The organism is Pseudoalteromonas sp. MBR-15, assembly GCF_053628915.1.
In genome coordinates, this window is record NZ_JBRJHH010000013.1 from 1 (window position 1) to 17,653 (window position 17,653).

Here is a 17,653-nt window from a genome sequence, read left to right on the forward strand (position 1 = left end):
AGACCACATCATTATAATGCTGGTTTAGCGCCGAATGAATCTGAGGTTAGATATCAAGATTCTAAAACTGTGGCCAAAATTAGTTGACCACTACAGTCAAATGCAGATGGTCAAGTCAAAGAACGTGTAAATATGGTAGCTCATATTAGTAACAAAATAGTTATCTCTGTTAACAAGCAGGATGATTGGTCTCTTTGTCCTGCTTTTCATTTGGCTCATGTTGAAGGTATGCAGCGAGCAAATTTTGCGTTATGGGAAAAAATAAATTTAGACGATGGGTATCAATATAATTTAACGGTTTTGTCGTGTGAAGAAATGAAGCAATTAGATATTTCCTAATCTGTTTGTTGGTTGGGATAAAACATTAAATAATGTTACTAGGTAACGAAAATGAATCTAATCAGCTTCAATCACCATAAAACCAAGCGCTATTTCAACAGACTTATTAAAGCCTATGGCAAAGAGCTAATGAGCAAAAAGCCGACTAAGGGCTTCAAAGCTATTTCAATATACATTGGTTGGCAGCGTGACATAAGTAAGTTTGTGATTCAGCGGATAGATGTTGAAGTTCTTAAAAACAACGACTTTATTATCATTTCAGACATAAAACACAATCGTTGTAATCAACTGTGCATCAGCTATATAAGTATATTGGGCTTGGATTATGATGGTTTTAGAGAGGCTAGTAGCGAATGAAAAAAGCTAAAGAAAATGATAAATCAAAAGCAATATGTGTTAACTGTGAATCTGTTGTAGTGACTACTTTTCAGTATAGAGATGTACCGCTGAGCGATAAAAGTGTAGTTGTGAATAATGTGTTAGTTGCTGTATGTGACAACTGCGATGGTGTCGTTTCAATTCCGCATCAAGAAGCTGAAAAAATAAAACAGACATTAAATAACGTTACTGAGTAACATCAAATAGTTCTTTTTCGAGGCTTAACTATTGGCTGCTAACAAAAATAACAATTCTATTTATAACGCTGAAGGGTGGACTCTGATCCGGTTTAAAGAAACAGATAAAAAACCGTTCTTTAAAATTTTTGCATCGTGGAGCAGAGATGATAGATGGCGGCTTAGTTCTGGTTCAGATCAAGCTGTATTCATTAAACGAAGTCTGAATGAATTTGAGATACATCAAAGCTCTGGTAGCGTATATGTGTTGCCGATCTCAGAAGAAGGATATGCTACTCATTACGCCATGATGATCCTTGAACATATCATAAATGAAGCAAGAAAAATTGGGGTTGAAGCTCATCGTGTGATCGTCACGGATAGATGGCAAAGAATTATTAAAGAGCGCATTACTTCTAATAAAATCAATAGCAATGATTTTTTATTTATTACGGACGTAGATATAAAAATTGTAGATAACGTGTAGTATTGTGATAACGTGTAGTATCTCATATCAAATCTGACAATTTAAATTATGGATTCGATCAAATCGTACAGTTGATTAGGTTTTCTATGAGCTAATTGCAGACGGGTGGATAAACTCGTTTTTGGACAGAAATTTGCCTGCAACTTTGCTAATTTAGTATTTCATGGATAACTTCAAGTATCTTGATAACCTGCGTTCATGAATCGGTATTGTCATTACAGCCTCTCCAGTCTTGTGGCTGACATAGCGATGCTACGACACGGCAATATCTGGCTTTTTCAACCAAAGCAGACTCGGGAAGATTTATAACCTCTCAACACATTTAGATCTGTTGGGTGCATAAAACGCAGGATTCGGTCGTCGTGACTGGGCATCCGCTCCTCAAGTAAGTCTGTGTAAATATCGAAATAGCTATACTCCCAGCAGATATTGAAAATATAGGTTATCAATGGTCTGATAAACAACTAGTTTTATATAAATCCTACATGATAATATCCTTACAGTTTTTGTTACATAACCATTAGGAAGGAATATGGTAGCACCACTAGTCGTACTTAACGCTATTGCCGCAGAGGTTAGTAAACGAGATAGTCGTTTTGGCTATGAGTTTGGAGATGTCTGGGACAGCGGTAACGAGAACGCACTAAACTTTGTTCAGGAGATAGAAGCGAAGTTTAGACGTAAGACTAAGACTTATGGTTTCTTAAGTGTGGATACTGGTAGGAATTCGATACCAACAATTCTGACTAAGTTTAATGCTGATACTGGTGGTGTTTTTGAGGATACCACTCGAAGCATGATGGAGAGACTTAAATCTTCATTAAATGAAGATGGTCGCGGTAACACACAAGTCGGTCATATGGTCTTTATTCATTACTGCAATGAAGGTGAGGAAGAGGACTTAGGTCGCTTGTTAGTGGTTATGGTAGACAAGAAAGATGTGTTTGACTTTGGTGCTGGTCTTGTACCTACAAGATTTAAGTCTATTGATGTAGATACACTGAGACAAGCTGTGTTGTATGATTTAACATTATTTGATTCTGTTTACCCTGACCACATTGAAGAACATCAAGACCAAGCTTACCTAAGATTTATCTCGGGTCGCTCAACAGGACAATTTTTTCAAGAAGCTCTTGGCACAAAGAATATGATAGATAACACTGTGAGTGTATCCAGTATTTTTGATGCGATTGAACAGTTCGGTAAGGGTTTGAACCTAAAAACTGCTCACATTCGTAAGCTTCAAGATGAAGTGGAGCTTTTGATTGCCGAGAAGAAAGGTAAACAAATCAGCGTGAACAGCGTCGCTAGAAAAGTAATTTCGAGTTTACCTGATCGTATTGATGAGATCACTGCTGAGGACTTTATTACGTTCATTAATGAGAATGATTACAAAATCAGTGAAATCTTCGATGTAACTCGTGGGCAATTGCAGAAAGCGACTAACATTGAAGGTCAGAAAGGGCAGGATTACTTTTATCGCATCAAAAGAAGTGCTTTGGGTACTGTAGAGGATGTGGAAAAGAGTATTAGGTACGATGCCGGAACAAGAACGATTTACATAGAAGTGCAAGATGACGAACAGCATCGTGAGTTATTGGAAGCATTACCAAACGGGAATTAACTTTGATGTATGACTCAAGCCATTTGTTTAGCTCGTTCATCAAGGATGGTGAGCAAACAGACTACGACAAAGACATACAGCTTTATACTTATAAGCTTGATGAAAATATTGCTGAATGCAAAGACTTTACGCATTTAGAAAAAGCTCTCAAAGAGGTAAATAGCTCATGTTACCTTAAAGCTGAAGGTGGTTCGTTATGTCTTGAATTTGAAGCTGGAAGTGAGCATTGGCTGGATGGTTTCAAGGAGTACTTCTATTCGACCTTAGACAACTTCATGCGACAGTGTGTTCGAAAAAAGAGCATACCTTCAAAGTTTTGTATTCTTGATCGGAAACTATCTGAATCGGATACAGATGAACCGTTACTGAAAAAGGTTGTTCACGTTACTAAGTGGGTGAAGTTGTTATCTGATATGGCTGACCATATTCAAGATAACAAGGTATTGGTGTTCTTTGTTCATCACAAAGAGGGCAAGACCAAGCCATATCAGATTAGTCCGTTTGTTGACCTCCAATTAATTGAGCAATTGGAATTAGACTGTGATGAAGCGAGATACGAGCGTTTACATGGTAGTTGGCATTTAGAAGATGCCCAGACCAAAGATAGGCAAAGTGTCATGTTGGTTTCATTTGCTGAAATCATGTCTTCAATAGAAGATGGAAACAACCCATTTGAGGTTTTTCTATCAAATACCAAGAAGTTCCATGATAGATATTGTGAGAATTATGAAATCTATGTTAATCGATTTACTGTAGATAGCCAGCTTCGAGAAATTGATGAGCAGCATTTGAGCTTTGTTGGTAAGCTACAGGATTTGGTTACGTCATCACAAACCAAAGCGTTTGCTTTACCGGGTGTAATGGTCGCAATTGGTGCCTTAGCGAGGACAAACAACTTCCTAGGGGTGGTTGCAATTGTTGTTGGTGTGGTAATGACTAAAGTATTGATAACAAAATCCAATGAGCTTCTTCGAGAAAACTTAGACCATTTTAAGGACACCTTTGATAGAGCGTTAGGCCATTATGTCAAGTCTAGGACTGAAGCTGAAGAAGTGAAATCTCATGCTAAAGATGCACAAGATAAACTTGATGCTCAATTAGTTAAAGCCAAAGGCCGAGTTGATTTTATAGATACAATGTCTGACTGGATGCTTAGGGTCGGGCTGGTGTTAGCATTTATTATGTTTATATTGGTCTTTAAAAACGACCATACAGAAGAGGCAAAGGCTGCTTGGAATTGGGGAACGGAACTGTCTAAGACAGCTTTTCACTGGATTAAAGCGAAGCTAGCAACATTGTAATCCAAGGTTATTACAGTGAATGTGCTCCATTAGAAAAAGTATGAGAAAACTGAGCATTATGAACTGAATGGTACAAGTACTCTTGCTCATTTTTTTGGGATAAACGAGCAAGTACCGCAACCCCCTATCAGCAGCTAAGTGACAGTCAGATTTGGTTGAACTCTATCCGAATCCCATAGTTCAAGTTAAAACTTATTCAGATAACGAACTTAATTAACGTTACGTGGTAATATTAATTAAGTTCGTTATTCTTATTGTTAATGATATCATCCTTAACTCTCATAAATGCTTTACCTTCGATAATAGCTACCTTTCCAAAATCTAATTCATGCAATTCCTCAGGCAATCTAGACATTTCTCTAGATGTAAATGATTTTTGCTTCAAATCTTCTCTATCTCTTCTAGCCATGATGACTCCAATATTTTTTGTTACGTGGTAACGTTAATTCATATTCTAACTATTTAGTTTAGATTTAAGCTTCTGAACAGCCCTGATCTTATTAAACGACTGATATTTTTCTTCAGTATAACTAACAACAGTATTACTAGCCTTGTGAGTAACTGTCACGCCTTTTCGTGCGCTTCCAACAGAATCATGTGGTGATGCACATGTATCAAAGCGTAAGTCTTCGAGCCTAACATTCATTGACTTAAGCAGTGCCAAGTACTCCATTTCATCAGTGCTACAGTTTATGTGGTCTTTACAACGAAAAAAGATAGCTTTTCGAATGTGACCCGGCTTACTGCCTAATGGTGGAATAATAACCTCTGTGCGGACATCAATATGTTTGTTGTTACAAGCAGAGCATTCTTCGCCTTTGATATTTGTTATGTCCATGTGTCTTTGTACTCTTTTTCACTGCGCTCTAGTAAATCCACTAGATCTGTAGTGTTCGTTAGTTTTAGTAGCAAATTAATTCTATCTTTAGCTTGTTCAATTGAACTTGAATCAAGAAGCTCTAAAAGCCTTGAGGTTTCAATATAAGCTTTATGTAAGTCTTCAACCTCTAAGATATTGGCTAAATGTATTGCTTGCTCATAATCATCATAAAGATCTGCAATTAATTCGCTCCATGTGCCACATTCTTTATTTAGCTTCATCTCTTTTAGCTTGTGATAATCAGCGTGGCTGAAAGGTATGTTTTTTGTAGCGTTTGCCTCTCTATGTTTTTGTTGTCGTAAACGATTTTGATACTTAATCCAAACCTTGTCAGACAGCTTGTTCACTTCTCCCTGAAATTCCTCAATATCTTCTGAAGTAATGCATGGAACACGATCTTTGTACTTTTGCATTTTATCGTTAATTTCACTTTCAGACAGTCCGAAGCTTTTGTACTGCTCCAGTATTTCTGACAATTCCATTTCACTTACGAGTAACTTAGTGGGATCTGCTGTAGTTGCAGCAATTCTTTCATGAAAATATTTAATGAATACTTGAAAATTTACAATGCTTGTATCAAATGAGTTTTGAAAGAGCTTCTCGAAGTACGAGGCATTCATATACATATCATTGATAATATAAACGATGGAGTTAGCATCCATCTTTTTTGGTGGGCGACCACGGTTACTACTCATTTATCTAATCCTTCATTAGCTGTAAAAGCATTATAGTCTATTATTTTACGTTACCAAGTAACAATAAATAAGGTCTATCGTAACCAATTAATTTTAGAGTGTTCAATGTAAATAAAACGACCATTTTATTTACACATTCCTGAAAATAATATTCCAACATAAAACATCTTGCTTTAACGTAAAACAACCCGTAAATTAATCTATGTAAATAAAACCTACCTTTATTTTAGGATTGTTATGAAAATCGGCTACGCACGAGTAAGTACGGATGAACAATCAGAAGTCGCCCAAATGGATGCATTAGAGGCCGCAGGTTGTGAACGTATTTATCAAGAAAAATGTAGTGGAAGATCAAAACAACGACCTGAACTTGAGCGTATGATCGACACTCTACGTTCAGGTGATATTGTGGTTGTTCAACGTTTAGACAGGTTAGGTCGTAGTTTAAAAGATTTAATTGAGTTGCTAGATGGCTTTAAATCGCAAGAGGTACAGTTTATTAGTTTAAATGAGAGCATTGATACAACAACAGCAGTAGGTGAGCTAGCGTTTCATATGATTGGTTCTATCGCTCAATTTGAACGAAGGTTAATTTCTGAAAGAACAAAAGCTGGACTTGAGGCTGCAAGAGCGAGAGGCCGCAAAGGTGGCAGAAAACAAAAGCTAACACCTACTGATATTAATAAAGCGCAGGCCATGTTGCTTGATCCAAACATGACTAAAGCAGAAGTGGCAAAGCATTTTGATGTAAGCAGGCCAACATTAAATAAAGCGCTAGAAAACAGTTAAGAATTAATAGAAATATTTTAATAGGCGACAGCCTATCAGGGACAAAATAATAATGTTTGAACAAACGTTTAAAAATATCGATGACATTCTCCATAAAGATGCTGGTTGTTCCAGCGAATTAGACTACACCGAACAAACTTCATGGATGTTATTCCTTAAGTATCTTGATGATCTAGAATTTGCGAAGTCGCAAGAAGCTGAATTGATGATGGAAGAGTACAAGTACATCATTGATGAAGAGCATCGCTGGAGCAGTTGGGCTGCGCCTAAAACAGCATCTGGCGAATTTGATCATGATAATGCACTTACTGGTGATGACTTAATTGATTATGTTGATCAAGAATTATTCCCTTACCTGAAGTCATTTAAACAGCGTGCTGATAACCCAAACACCATTGAATATAAAATTGGTGAAATATTTGGTGAAATCAAAAACAAAATTCAAAGCGGCTACTCACTTCGTGATGCGTTAGAAAAAGTAGATGAATTACGTTTCCGCTCACAAGAAGAAAAACACGAACTATCTCACCTATACGAAGTGAAAATTAAGAACATGGGTAATGCTGGTCGTAATGGTGGTGAATACTATACCCCTCGCCCACTTATCCGCGCCATGATTGATGTTGTTCAGCCGCAAATTGGTGAAACGATTTACGATGGTGCTGCTGGTTCAGCAGGGTTCTTATGTGAAGCATATGATTATCTTCGTCAAGGTGGAGCAGAAAAAAGAAAGCTGAAAACTGATGAATTGAAGATACTGCAAGAGCGTACTTTTTATGCCAAAGAGAAAAAGTCTTTAGCGTACGTTATTGCGATCATGAATATGATCCTTCATGGCATAGAAGCGCCTAATGTTATTCATACCAACACCCTAGCTGAAAACCTGCAAGATATAACACCGAACAATCAGTATTCAATTTGTCTGGTTAATCCACCATTCGGGGGCAAAGAGCGCAAAGAAGTACAACAAAACTTTCCAATTAAAACGGGTGAAACGGCATTTCTATTCCTTCAGCACTTTATGAAATCGCTCAAGCCCGGAGGAAGAGCTGCGGTTGTTATTAAAAATACGTTTTTATCAAACACCGATAATGCCTCAATAGCTCTGCGTAAAGAATTACTTGAAAATTTTAATCTACATACAGTGTTAGATTGCCCAGCTAAAACATTCTTAGGCGCTGGTGTAAAAACCGTAGTGTTATTTTTTACCAAAGGTGAACCGACACAAAGCACTTGGTTTTATCAATTAGATCCGGGTCGTAGTTTAGGTAAAACAAACCCGCTTAATGATGATGATTTAAAAGAGTTTGTTGAATTACAAAAGAGCTTTGCTGACTCGGATAAGTCATGGTCAATTCCCTTTACAAGTTTAGAGCAATCTACTTGGGATTTATCTGTTACTAACCCAAATGTAGTGGAAGTTTCCCAATTAAGGGAGCCTTCAAAGATCATCGAAGAAATTATTAAATTAGATAAAGAGAGCGAAGCGATTTTGTACAATATTAAGGGGCTGTTGTAATGTGGCAAAAAATCCCATTAAAAGAATTGTACAACGTCCGCTCTAGTAAACGAGTATTGAAATCACAGTGGCAAAACTCAGGTGTCCCTTTCTATAGAGGGCGAGAAATTACAAAACTATCAAAAAATGGTTTTATAAATAACGAATTATATATTACTGAAGAGCTGTATTCTGAGTTCAAAAGCAAGCATGGTGTGCCAATTGCTAATGATATTATGATCACTGCCATAGGGACTATCGGGAATTCTTATGTTGTAAAGAAAAGTGATAAATTTTACTTCAAAGATGCAAGTGTGCTTTGGCTGGAACGGAAATCTGAAGTAAATAGTGCCTACATAAATCTCTGGTTATCTTCAACAAAAATGAAAGATCAGTTAGATGAAGGTAACGGTGCAACTGTTGATACATTAACGATTAAAAAGCTTCAAAGTTTAATTGTAGATATCCCTCCTTTAAACGAACAAGAGCGAATTGTAGATACTCTTGAGCAAGCCTTTACTAATATTGATAAAGCACGAGCAACCGTTGATAGGAATTTAGAAAATGCAAGGAAGCTTTATGAAAGCTATTTACAACAAATTTTTAATAATAGTGATGGAAGTTGGGTTACTACGTCCTTAGGAAAAATCACTGGTGGAGTTTTTACAGGACCATTTGGTTCGCTGTTACATAAAAGCGACTACATTAAAAATGGTACTCCTCTAGTAAATCCTGCTCATATCACACCTAGTGGTATTGTCCCTGATTTTAACAAAACAGTGTCGAAAGAAACACTGGAACGCTTATCCAGTTATATTATGCAAGTCGGAGATATTGTAATTAGCCGTAGAGGAGAAATGGGACGCTGTGCGCTTATCTCTCAAAATGAAAGCGGCTATTTGTGCGGGACCGGTAGTTTCTTCATTAGAGCATCTTCTGCTGTAGACGGTAAATATTTGCTTAATTATTTAAGTTCAGAAGTATGCAAGGCAAGGTTAGAAAAAATTGCAGGGGGAGCAGTAATGCCCAACTTAAGTAACTCTGACTTGAGCAATTTATCAATTAATCTTCCACCAATCCAAAAGCAAAAAGAATACGCTGCTGTAATTCAAAAGCTACATTCTGAAATTGAGCAAGTTAAATCTATTTATTTAAAGAAGCTGAATGCATTAGACGAACTTAAAAAATCAGTTTTACAAAAAGCATTCAATGGAGAATTAACAAATAGCAAAGGAGCTGCTGCCTAATGTATATCCCGAAGAAAAAAGCTAATCGTAACGAAGCTGAAACACGTGCAGATCATATTGACCCTCGTCTTGATTATGATGGCTGGGAACGTGATAGCGATAGCCGTATTCGGAGGGAATTTGAAATAACCAAAGGCCGCATATTAGTTGGCGGCAAACGAAGCCAGCGTTTAATTGCCGATTATGTGCTTATCTACAAAGGGCAAAAAGTAGCTGTAGTTGAGGCTAAAAAAGAAGGGTTGAGTTATACCGAAGGTGTTCGCCAAGCTAAGGATTATGCTGAACGCCTTCAATGCCGATTTGCCTATGCTACTAATGGGCATGAAATCTATCAAATAGATATGGTAAACGGTACAGAGGGATTAGTTGACCGCTATTTATCTCCTGAAGAAATGTGGGCGAAAATCTTCGATAGTGAACCTGAAGGTACGCCTGATTTCAAGAAAGTATGGCGTGAACGATTTGCTGAAATTCCATTTGAGACAAAAGGTGATTGGCAACCTCGCTATTATCAAGAAAACGCCATCAATAATGCGCTGGATGCCATAGCTGAAGGTAAACAACGGGTTCTACTAACATTAGCGACAGGCACAGGGAAAACATGCATTGCATTCCAAACTTCATGGAAATTATTCCAGAGTAGATGGAGTTTAACAGCACAAAAAAATCCAGATGCCGCTAAAAAAAGACCTCGTATCCTATTCCTTGCAGACCGTAACATACTTGCAAACCAAGCATTTAATGATTTTGGCCCATTTGGTGAAGATGCCATCGTTCGTATAGAACCGAGTGAGATCCGAAAGAAAGGCTCGGTGCCTAAAAATGCCAGTGTGTTCTTTACTATTTTCCAAACCTTTATGAGTGGGCCTGAAGATGAACATGGCAATAAAACGCCATATTTTGGTGAATACCCTGCTGACTTTTTTGATTACATCATCATTGACGAGTGTCACCGTGGCGGGGCCAACGATGAAAGTAATTGGCGCAAAATTCTAGAGTATTTCTCTCCTGCTGTTCAATTAGGGTTAACCGCTACACCAAAACGAAAAGATAATGCTGATACCTACAAGTACTTTGGTGAACCAGTTTACAGTTACACGTTAAAAGAAGGTGTTAATGATGGTTTCTTAACGCCATTTAAGGTTTATCCAATTGTCGGCACTATGGACGAATACGTTTATATACCGGGTGACGGTGTAATTGTTCATGGTGATCCTGAACCGGGTAAAGTGTATAAGGAAGGTGATTTCAACCGAATTATCACAATACCAGCACGTGAACAAAAACGCGTTCACTATTGGATGGACTTATTTAACCCTAAAGAGAAAACCATTGTTTTCTGTGCCACACAAGAACACGCTGGGCTAGTTCGAGATTATATAAATCAATATGCCAAGCAGAAAGGTTGGACAACAAACCATAGTTACTGTGTTCGAATAACTGCACATGATGGTAAAGCGGGTGAAAATGATCTAGCCGTATTTTGTGATAACGAAAAAACAATACCAACGGTACTGACCACTTCACGCAAGTTATCTACAGGGGTTGATGCCCGAAATGTACGTAATATTGTCTTGATGCGCCCCTGCAATAACATGATTGAATTTAAGCAGATTGTTGGTCGTGGTACGCGCATGTACGATGGCAAAGACTATTTCACTATTTATGACTTTGTTAAAGCTCACCATAACTTTGCTGATCCAGAATGGGATGGTGAGCCGTTACCACCAGATGATCCTTGTGAAGTATGTGGCGATAACCCATGTAGTTGTGAAAAAGTGCCATGTGAATTATGCGGTTTTAATCCATGCAAATGCCCAAAAGAACCTTGTGTCGAGTGCGGTAGTGAACCCTGTGTGTGTGGAAAACCAGCATGTGAGCGCTGTGGCTGTTCGCCTTGTATTTGTGAACCCGAAGCCTGCCCAGTGTGTGACAGCAGTCCCTGTATCTGTAAGAAAAAAGAAAAAGTACTTATACAGCTAAGTGATGGAAAGACGCGTCAAATACAACATATATCATCAGTAATGTATTGGTTTGGTGATAAGCCAATTACAGCAAAAGAGTTCATTGAGCGACTGTTCTCTGACTTACCTAAGTTCTTCGAAAATGAAGATCAGCTTCGTGAAATTTGGAGTGATCCAACAACCCGTGAAAAATTGCTCTCAAGCCTATCTGAAGCTGGATATGACGAAGAAAAACTCGAAGGCATGAAAGAACTAATAGATGCCAAAGATAGCGATGTGTATGACGTACTGCGCTATGTAGCATACGCGAGTGAAGCTGTAAGCAGACAGCAACGAGCAACATCAGCTCACCCTAACATTGAAGCCGCATTTACAGACGATAAGCAGCAACAATTCATCGATTTCATATTAGAAAAATATGTTGAAGACGGTGTTATGGAGCTATCGCCAAGTAAAATGCGTAGCTTGATTGAACTGAAGTACAACACTATTGGTGATGCCGTAGATGTGTTTGGCTCACCAGCGGCAATTAGAGAAACCTTCATTGGGTTTCAAAAGTATTTGTATGAGTAATATTAGGGAAATCAATGCGTATTGGAAATGAAGTACCAAGAGGTATTTACTTAAAAAGAACTCGTAAAAACTTAGTGAGCCGATTAAAGCGGGAAAAGTACAATGCCCGTAATGAAAATTGGGAAATTCAAGAGATAAAAGCTTTGTCTGTTGAATTTAAAAGACGGTTAAAGCGCAAAAGCAGTATTGTTAAATCGATTATTAATGCTAACAAAAAAGTTAATTTATACGCCCCTGAAAATATTGATTATTACAGTGCAAAAAACTACAGAATAACCAATCTGTTTTTAAATAATATTGCCGACTGCATTCTAAGGGCAAAGAGAAGAGTTTTCTTAAATTTTGATAATACTGAAAAAATATCAGCAGCGGCAATGCTATCTTTATTGGCTCAAGTTGAAGTGCTAACTTCCTCAAATGCTGTTAAAGGTAGCTCTCCAATTAGTTTCTCTCATCCGAAGTCAAAAAAAGTTAAAAGTATATTAAATCAAGTTGGCTTTTATAATCTTCTCAATAAAACCGTAGGAACTGTAGAATCTTTTGACGACGTTAATTTCTGGCATCACACGTCAGGAGAGTGCGCAGATCCTAGTAAAGCTAGACCAATGCTTGACGCTATTTCTAAAGAGATTAAAACCATTAATTCGAAGAAACTATATCGGGGCTTTATTGAGGCTATGGCAAACTCGGTAGAACATGCCTACCCTTTAGCTGGTCCATGTAACAAGTGGTGGACTTTTGCTGGTGTAAGAGAAGGTAAACTAGTTGTTGTTTTGTGTGATAAAGGAGTAGGAATACCTGCGACACTTCCACATACTCAATCTCCTTCTGCTTTACGAAAAGTATTAAGAATGCTTAATGTAGACTTTAATCACATAAAAGACTCAGCCTACATCAAGGCTGCAACAGCATTGCAGAACTCTTCTACAAAGAAAAAGCACAGAGGAAAAGGCTTGAAAGATGTTATGTCAGTCATTAGATCTACTGGTGAAGGCTATTTATCGATATTTTCAAATAAAGGACGATTTAAATATATGGGGCAGAACACGGCAGTTGAGAGCACTATAAATGACTATAATACATCTATAAATGGCACAATCATTGAATGGAGCATACCTCTTGAAGAGGTTAGAACAGTATGAAAACTATAAATGTAAAAGACAGATTCCCATGTCCCGGCCCAAGATATAAAAAGCTAGGAACTGGTTCTGGTGAAGAATTCAGAGAGTGGGTTATTAGAGAATTAAAGCATGATCCTGAGTTAACCATTAACCTTGACGGAACGATTGGATATGGCTCCTCATTTTTGGAGGAATCTTTTGGTGGTTTAATTAGAGAAAATATTTCTGAAGAAACTGTCAAAGCTATTAAATTAATTTCAAAAGAAGAACCTGATCTTATAGATGAAATTAATGAATATATTGATGATGCAATATCAGAGAAAAACGGAGAGTAGTAACTAAAGGATTAATATGGAAAATAATAATAAATACCATGTGCTAGAGGCTCCGCAAGAAGTTATAGAGTCCTCACCTGATAAAAATGCTCTAACTGCTCAAAAGAAACAAGAACTACAAGCGATTGAGATTCAAACTACTGTTAATAACGATAGCGTTGAGGAACAACCTTTACCAACTGCACAGTATATAACATGGGGAATGTTATGTTTGGGGTGGTGTATCGCGCTGTTTTTGTATAAGCGTAATAAAAGTAATACTCGTTCCCAAAGAGCTATAGACCGCCATAATACATATGTAAAAGAGTTTAAAGACCTGCTATTTGATATTGAATCAGCCGCGATTGATTATTGGACAAGTGCCGAAGATGATAATGATCAAGTTAAAGTTCTAGGTTTTCAAAGAAAGATAAAAGAATTAACAACAAAATCTAAAGAAATATCAGATTCGGGAGGCATTGCTTACCCTTCAGACAAGTTAAAAAAATTACGTAAATATGTGACTCTAGATAATGACCAAAGACCGCTCAAAGCTAACTCTAGTCGTATTGATGAGTTAAGAGCTATCGTTTCCGAACTTTCTCAACTTTACGAAAGAAAATCAGATATCTAATTCTAAAAGGGTAAGCCTTGATAAATCCGGGCGAAGAAATTGTAGGTGTACTTAAAGTTAATTAAAAACTGTAACTTTTTTGAATATAACCTTTATCGACAAATATTGATGGTCACACACAATCCGAACTTGGCAGTAGTGTGTGATGCTGAGCAAATCATACATTGCGAGTTTGATAGGAAAAACAATAGTAAGATTACTTATGCATCTTGCTCAATTGAAAGCCCTCATTAAGCAAAAGGTTGTTGATGTTTTAGAGGGAACAACGCCAGCATATTGACAATAGAAAGAAAAAATATAAAACTAGTACTAGTGGATTTAGGGCCTAGTAAGCCTTATGTGTAAAGCACTACTGTTGAAACTAACTAACGCTTTACACGTTACTTTTTTAATGACCAATAATGTTGATTTGTTCTCATTTATACTGTCAATGAGATTTAAAGAACCCTTTAAATAGTAGCATTGACTAGCTTTACTCACACACACACACATTCCTTTACAACATTATTGGTACTTTACCTTTTTAGCACCGGGGAAAAGTTAAAGTATTAAGCAAGATACTTTATATAAAGATCGTATTAAGAACCCAGCCTTGGTGCTGGGTTTTTTATTGCTCAAAATAGACCACTTAATTGAGCACAATGGTATAAGCGAATGGGGATGGCTTCGAATATGTTTCGGTTACAAAATAATTCTCATTAAGGCATTTTGCTAGGTGTTTAAATTTACGTAACTTTTGACAGCGTTGGTCAGGGGATGAATCAGAAATTTCTTTAAATCGCGCTGCAGCCTTGTATTTATAGGGTTCTTGAACAACACTTTGTGTATATTTGGGCAACTAACTTGTGAAATGAAAAAAGACCTAACATCACAAATAAAGCAACCGGAAGTCATTTATGTGACGGCCGCTTTTTTGTTATTAGTTGTTTTTAATATTTTTTTAAGTGACGTATTACACGAGAAAGTGCATCGCACAGGTACTGAGCTTGCAAGGCAAGTATACGACTTAAACTTAGACCCTATTGCGTCAAAAGATATCATTGCAACCTTAGTTGAAAGTAAAGGTTTTGCTATGAACGTGACAGATGTGCCACATAATTTTGCCAACTTTATTGATTTAGAGCAGGAGGTATTTAGTTATCACACTGTGAGTTTGCGCCTTTTTCACTGGCCTTCATGGGTCGTTGAAAGTCATTTATTTATCTTTTTGAACTTAATTCTAATTGGGGCTGGGTATTGGGGATTTCGCTGGTGGCGAGTACTGTCTAAAAAAGTATCGGTAGCCGCAGCACCGCCAGTGAAGCCTATTGAAAAACAGGTCAAGCCGGTACTTACAAAAGGAGAGCTGCCAAAGCCGCTGCCTCATCAAGATTTAAATATTTTGTATGGGGTACCAACAAACTACAATCATTTATTTGCTCTGTTTTTTTGGAAAACCCCGTTTCCGGCGAATCTTGATGTCGATAATTACTTTAAAGTAGTGATTGCCAAAGGGTTTGGGGAACTTGTTAATCGCTCGGTAAAACTACTTCCCTCGGGCGGTATAGCTGTAACACTAAACAGTGTGCCTGCCACCGAAGTTGATAAGTACACCAAGCGTTTGCATCACGTTGTATATCAAGCGTGCCTTAATTATCGCAGCGATTTATCGCGTGGTGATATAAAAATTGGTGTCTGTAATTACCGTACTGGGGCTGATCAGGCTGTGGTGTATCAGCTTACTAAATCGGCACTAACTTTAGCTAAGCAAAGTGCATGGCAACACATTCACCGCTTACCGTTTGGGCATACGCAATCTAGTATGCTCACTGATAGTAATGAACACCTGTTTGAGTACATTAAGAAAAAGCATTTTATGTTGTTCTTTCAACCGTTGTTTGACTTAGAAACGGGGGATATTTTGCAGCATGAAGCGCTTATTAGAATTCGTCATAAAAGCTTAGGATTACTTGCTGCTCGTCATTTCATTCCACAGATGACCAGCAAGAAAGATGTTTTATTGTTAGATCAGACCGTAGTGACACAAGTACAAAAAATGCTTGATAACGAATCAGGTGCGATGATGGTAAGTATAAACTTACATGCGATGAACTGGTTTAATGATGAGTTTTGGCATTGGTTTAAAGTACAAATGCAAGGCTTTGATGCAGCTAATAAATTACAATTTGAGCTCAGTGAAGACGATTATTTAAAACAGCATAAACAATTAAGCTCGCAGTTTGCTTGTTTAGAAAAATTATCCGCAGGTATTGTGATTGACAATGTTCGCAGTGCCGAAAACCTTGTTGAATACAAGCAACTTAATAATGTGTGTAGTATTAAATTGGCATACGAGCTTATTCATAATATTGATACTAATACGCAGCAACAAAAAGTGGTTAGACAGATTATAGCGAAAGGCAATGAGCTTAATTTTCCTGTTTATGCTGTAGGCGTTGAAACACGCAACGAGCTTGCAACATTAAAAAACTTAGGCGTCATCGCAGCGCAAGGTTTTTACTTTGCTGAACCCCTACAAAAGCTTGCCGATATTACGCCTTTTAGTTAGATTACACGACGGTACTTTAAGCCGTCTAACCCTTGCAAGCCACCAGTATGGATAGCCATGATCCGCGTGCCTTCTGCAAAGAAACCTTGTTCTATCAATTGCCACAGCGCATACATCATTTTACCGCTATAAATAGGTTCAAGTGGGATGGCGTGTTGTTGCGTAAATGTCTGACAAAACTCCCACAGTTCATGACTGAATTTGCCATAACCGCCATCATGATGTTCAAGTAATAGCTGCCAATTTTGTTGTTGTCTTGCTTTACGGCTCAGTTGCTTAATGTCATCAATTAAATATTCGGCTTGTTTTAATACTGCAATACCGAGCACGGTTGTGGAGTGTGGGCTGCCTTCAATTAAGCCTGCCAGCGTGCCACCACTGCCTGTTGGGCAAATAATGACATCGCTCGTCGGTAAGCTTTGTGCTAATTCTTGGCACCCGAGCAGCGCCGCAGGGTTAGTACCTCCCTCTGGTAGAATATAAGCATGCGGGAACTGCTTTTGTAATTCTGCCAAATAGCCGCTTTCGCCTCTTAAACGGTAAGTAATACGGTTAACGGGGTGCAATGTCATCCCACAGCGTTTGGCGTACTGCAATGTGGGGTTGTGTTCATCAAGCTCAGGTCCGCGAATAATACCGTGCGTTTTAAACCCAAATAACTGACCCGCAGCTGCTGTGGCATGAATATGGTTTGAAAATGCGCCGCCAAAAGTGAGTAGCTCAGTTTTTCCCTGTTGTTGCATAGCCCGTAAATTAAATTTTAATTTACGCCATTTGTTACCACTAATTTGTGGGTGAATAAGATCATCACGTTTAATCTGTAATGTCAGCTTTTGTGCTGATAACAGTTCGTGGTTGATGGTTTGAACAGGCGATTCAGAAATAATAGTCACGGTTTAATTTACGCTAAAAAAGACGCTTAATTGTAGCAAAGTCGTCATAGAGATAGAAATTAGTCAATTAAACTAAAATGATTTTGTTATTTACTGGCATCAACTAAGGTAATAGTTGTAAACTCAGATAATAATTGAACAAAGCTTGTGTTTTGCCTTGCAAGTACATAGCATAAGAGTTTAATTATAAAA

General features: G+C 37.7%; 18 protein-coding genes. 14 read left to right on the forward strand and 4 right to left on the reverse strand.

Annotated features, from left to right (window positions below; genetic code table 11):
• Positions 1 to 132 precede the first annotated feature (132 nt).
• The 6 genes from ACSSVW_RS16045 to ACSSVW_RS16070 all read left to right on the forward strand — a co-directional run bounded on the left by ACSSVW_RS16045 (position 133) and on the right by ACSSVW_RS16070 (position 4,305).
• The gene (locus ACSSVW_RS16045) at positions 133 to 339 is read left to right on the forward strand and encodes a hypothetical protein (RefSeq protein ID WP_454179667.1); all 207 of its coding nucleotides are present in this window, start codon (positions 133 to 135) and stop codon (positions 337 to 339) included.
• Positions 340 to 390: 51 nt separating this feature from the next.
• Entirely contained in the window at positions 391 to 696 is a 306-nt protein-coding gene (locus ACSSVW_RS16050) for a hypothetical protein (RefSeq protein ID WP_454179668.1), read from the forward strand.
• Complete coding sequence (locus tag ACSSVW_RS16055; RefSeq protein ID WP_454179670.1) at positions 693 to 914, forward strand: hypothetical protein; 222 nt, start codon at positions 693 to 695, stop codon at positions 912 to 914. The genes ACSSVW_RS16050 and ACSSVW_RS16055 overlap by 4 nt, the downstream gene beginning before the upstream one ends.
• Positions 915 to 945: 31 nt before the next feature.
• Positions 946 to 1,380 carry a hypothetical protein gene (locus ACSSVW_RS16060; protein ID WP_454179671.1) on the forward strand — a complete coding sequence of 145 codons (435 nt, stop codon included), beginning with the start codon at positions 946 to 948 and terminating at the stop codon, positions 1,378 to 1,380.
• Between the two features lie 532 nt (positions 1,381 to 1,912).
• Positions 1,913 to 3,004: a nucleoid-associated protein gene (locus ACSSVW_RS16065; RefSeq protein WP_454179673.1), complete on the forward strand. Its 1,092-nt coding sequence runs from the start codon at positions 1,913 to 1,915 to the stop codon at positions 3,002 to 3,004.
• A 5-nt stretch (positions 3,005 to 3,009) separates the two neighbouring features.
• Positions 3,010 to 4,305 carry a hypothetical protein gene (locus tag ACSSVW_RS16070; protein WP_454179675.1) on the forward strand — a complete coding sequence of 432 codons (1,296 nt, stop codon included), beginning with the start codon at positions 3,010 to 3,012 and terminating at the stop codon, positions 4,303 to 4,305.
• Positions 4,306 to 4,537: 232 nt separating this feature from the next.
• Here ACSSVW_RS16070 and ACSSVW_RS16075 read toward each other — a convergent pair whose 3' ends face one another.
• From ACSSVW_RS16075 to ACSSVW_RS16085, 3 genes are read right to left on the reverse strand one after another with little or no spacing between them, the layout of a single operon-like run.
• Positions 4,538 to 4,714, reverse strand: a complete 177-nt coding sequence (locus tag ACSSVW_RS16075) for a hypothetical protein (RefSeq protein WP_454179676.1) — start codon at positions 4,712 to 4,714, stop codon at positions 4,538 to 4,540.
• A gap of 45 nt (positions 4,715 to 4,759) precedes the next feature.
• The gene (locus ACSSVW_RS16080) at positions 4,760 to 5,143 is read right to left on the reverse strand and encodes a hypothetical protein (protein WP_454179677.1); all 384 of its coding nucleotides are present in this window, start codon (positions 5,141 to 5,143) and stop codon (positions 4,760 to 4,762) included.
• On the reverse strand, positions 5,134 to 5,880 hold the full coding sequence (locus ACSSVW_RS16085) for a hypothetical protein (protein ID WP_454179679.1): 747 nt from the start codon (positions 5,878 to 5,880) through the stop codon (positions 5,134 to 5,136). The genes ACSSVW_RS16080 and ACSSVW_RS16085 overlap by 10 nt, the downstream gene beginning before the upstream one ends.
• Before the next feature lie 237 nt (positions 5,881 to 6,117).
• Between ACSSVW_RS16085 and ACSSVW_RS16090 the strand changes: the two genes are divergently transcribed.
• The 8 genes from ACSSVW_RS16090 (at position 6,118) to ACSSVW_RS16125 (ending at position 16,568) form a co-directional block, all read left to right on the forward strand.
• Entirely contained in the window at positions 6,118 to 6,669 is a 552-nt protein-coding gene (locus ACSSVW_RS16090; protein WP_454179681.1) for a recombinase family protein, read from the forward strand.
• A 52-nt stretch (positions 6,670 to 6,721) separates the two neighbouring features.
• Positions 6,722 to 8,188 (forward strand): N-6 DNA methylase, encoded by a 1,467-nt coding sequence (locus ACSSVW_RS16095; protein ID WP_454179682.1) that lies wholly within the window; start codon positions 6,722 to 6,724, stop codon positions 8,186 to 8,188.
• The gene (locus ACSSVW_RS16100) at positions 8,188 to 9,414 is read left to right on the forward strand and encodes a restriction endonuclease subunit S (RefSeq protein ID WP_454179683.1); all 1,227 of its coding nucleotides are present in this window, start codon (positions 8,188 to 8,190) and stop codon (positions 9,412 to 9,414) included. Before ACSSVW_RS16095 ends, ACSSVW_RS16100 begins: the two co-directional genes overlap by 1 nt.
• Entirely contained in the window at positions 9,414 to 11,951 is a 2,538-nt protein-coding gene (hsdR, locus tag ACSSVW_RS16105; protein ID WP_454179684.1) for an EcoAI/FtnUII family type I restriction enzme subunit R, read from the forward strand. The genes ACSSVW_RS16100 and hsdR overlap by 1 nt, the downstream gene beginning before the upstream one ends.
• Before the next feature lie 14 nt (positions 11,952 to 11,965).
• On the forward strand, positions 11,966 to 13,093 hold the full coding sequence (locus ACSSVW_RS16110; protein ID WP_454179686.1) for a hypothetical protein: 1,128 nt from the start codon (positions 11,966 to 11,968) through the stop codon (positions 13,091 to 13,093).
• Positions 13,090 to 13,407 carry an STAS-like domain-containing protein gene (locus ACSSVW_RS16115; protein WP_454179687.1) on the forward strand — a complete coding sequence of 106 codons (318 nt, stop codon included), beginning with the start codon at positions 13,090 to 13,092 and terminating at the stop codon, positions 13,405 to 13,407. The genes ACSSVW_RS16110 and ACSSVW_RS16115 overlap by 4 nt, the downstream gene beginning before the upstream one ends.
• A gap of 16 nt (positions 13,408 to 13,423) precedes the next feature.
• Entirely contained in the window at positions 13,424 to 14,020 is a 597-nt protein-coding gene (locus ACSSVW_RS16120) for a hypothetical protein (RefSeq protein ID WP_454179688.1), read from the forward strand.
• Between the two features lie 850 nt (positions 14,021 to 14,870).
• On the forward strand, positions 14,871 to 16,568 hold the full coding sequence (locus tag ACSSVW_RS16125; protein ID WP_454179690.1) for an EAL domain-containing protein: 1,698 nt from the start codon (positions 14,871 to 14,873) through the stop codon (positions 16,566 to 16,568).
• Here the strand turns inward: ACSSVW_RS16125 and ACSSVW_RS16130 are convergent.
• Complete coding sequence (locus tag ACSSVW_RS16130) at positions 16,565 to 17,461, reverse strand: 1-aminocyclopropane-1-carboxylate deaminase/D-cysteine desulfhydrase (protein WP_454179691.1); 897 nt, start codon at positions 17,459 to 17,461, stop codon at positions 16,565 to 16,567. The two genes, ACSSVW_RS16125 and ACSSVW_RS16130, sit on opposite strands and share 4 nt — an antisense overlap.
• Between the last annotated feature and the right edge of the window lie 192 nt (positions 17,462 to 17,653).

What these genes read in the sequence shown, in the direction of transcription:
- ACSSVW_RS16050 (WP_454179668.1), top strand. Translation starts at nt 391, where the DNA reads ATGAATCTAATCAGCTTCAATCACCATAAAACCAAGCGCTATTTCAAC.
- ACSSVW_RS16055 (WP_454179670.1), top strand. Translation starts at nt 693, where the DNA reads ATGAAAAAAGCTAAAGAAAATGATAAATCAAAAGCAATATGTGTTAAC.
- ACSSVW_RS16070 (WP_454179675.1), top strand. Translation starts at nt 3,010, where the DNA reads ATGTATGACTCAAGCCATTTGTTTAGCTCGTTCATCAAGGATGGTGAG.
- ACSSVW_RS16120 (WP_454179688.1), top strand. Translation starts at nt 13,424, where the DNA reads ATGGAAAATAATAATAAATACCATGTGCTAGAGGCTCCGCAAGAAGTT.
- ACSSVW_RS16065 (WP_454179673.1), top strand. Translation starts at nt 1,913, where the DNA reads ATGGTAGCACCACTAGTCGTACTTAACGCTATTGCCGCAGAGGTTAGT.
- ACSSVW_RS16090 (WP_454179681.1), top strand. Translation starts at nt 6,118, where the DNA reads ATGAAAATCGGCTACGCACGAGTAAGTACGGATGAACAATCAGAAGTC.
- ACSSVW_RS16085 (WP_454179679.1), bottom strand. Translation starts at nt 5,880, where the DNA reads ATGAGTAGTAACCGTGGTCGCCCACCAAAAAAGATGGATGCTAACTCC.
- ACSSVW_RS16125 (WP_454179690.1), top strand. Translation starts at nt 14,871, where the DNA reads ATGAAAAAAGACCTAACATCACAAATAAAGCAACCGGAAGTCATTTAT.
- ACSSVW_RS16080 (WP_454179677.1), bottom strand. Translation starts at nt 5,143, where the DNA reads ATGGACATAACAAATATCAAAGGCGAAGAATGCTCTGCTTGTAACAAC.
- ACSSVW_RS16115 (WP_454179687.1), top strand. Translation starts at nt 13,090, where the DNA reads ATGAAAACTATAAATGTAAAAGACAGATTCCCATGTCCCGGCCCAAGA.
- ACSSVW_RS16100 (WP_454179683.1), top strand. Translation starts at nt 8,188, where the DNA reads ATGTGGCAAAAAATCCCATTAAAAGAATTGTACAACGTCCGCTCTAGT.
- ACSSVW_RS16075 (WP_454179676.1), bottom strand. Translation starts at nt 4,714, where the DNA reads ATGGCTAGAAGAGATAGAGAAGATTTGAAGCAAAAATCATTTACATCT.
- ACSSVW_RS16045 (WP_454179667.1), top strand. Translation starts at nt 133, where the DNA reads ATGGTAGCTCATATTAGTAACAAAATAGTTATCTCTGTTAACAAGCAG.
- hsdR (WP_454179684.1), top strand. Translation starts at nt 9,414, where the DNA reads ATGTATATCCCGAAGAAAAAAGCTAATCGTAACGAAGCTGAAACACGT.
- ACSSVW_RS16095 (WP_454179682.1), top strand. Translation starts at nt 6,722, where the DNA reads ATGTTTGAACAAACGTTTAAAAATATCGATGACATTCTCCATAAAGAT.
- ACSSVW_RS16110 (WP_454179686.1), top strand. Translation starts at nt 11,966, where the DNA reads ATGCGTATTGGAAATGAAGTACCAAGAGGTATTTACTTAAAAAGAACT.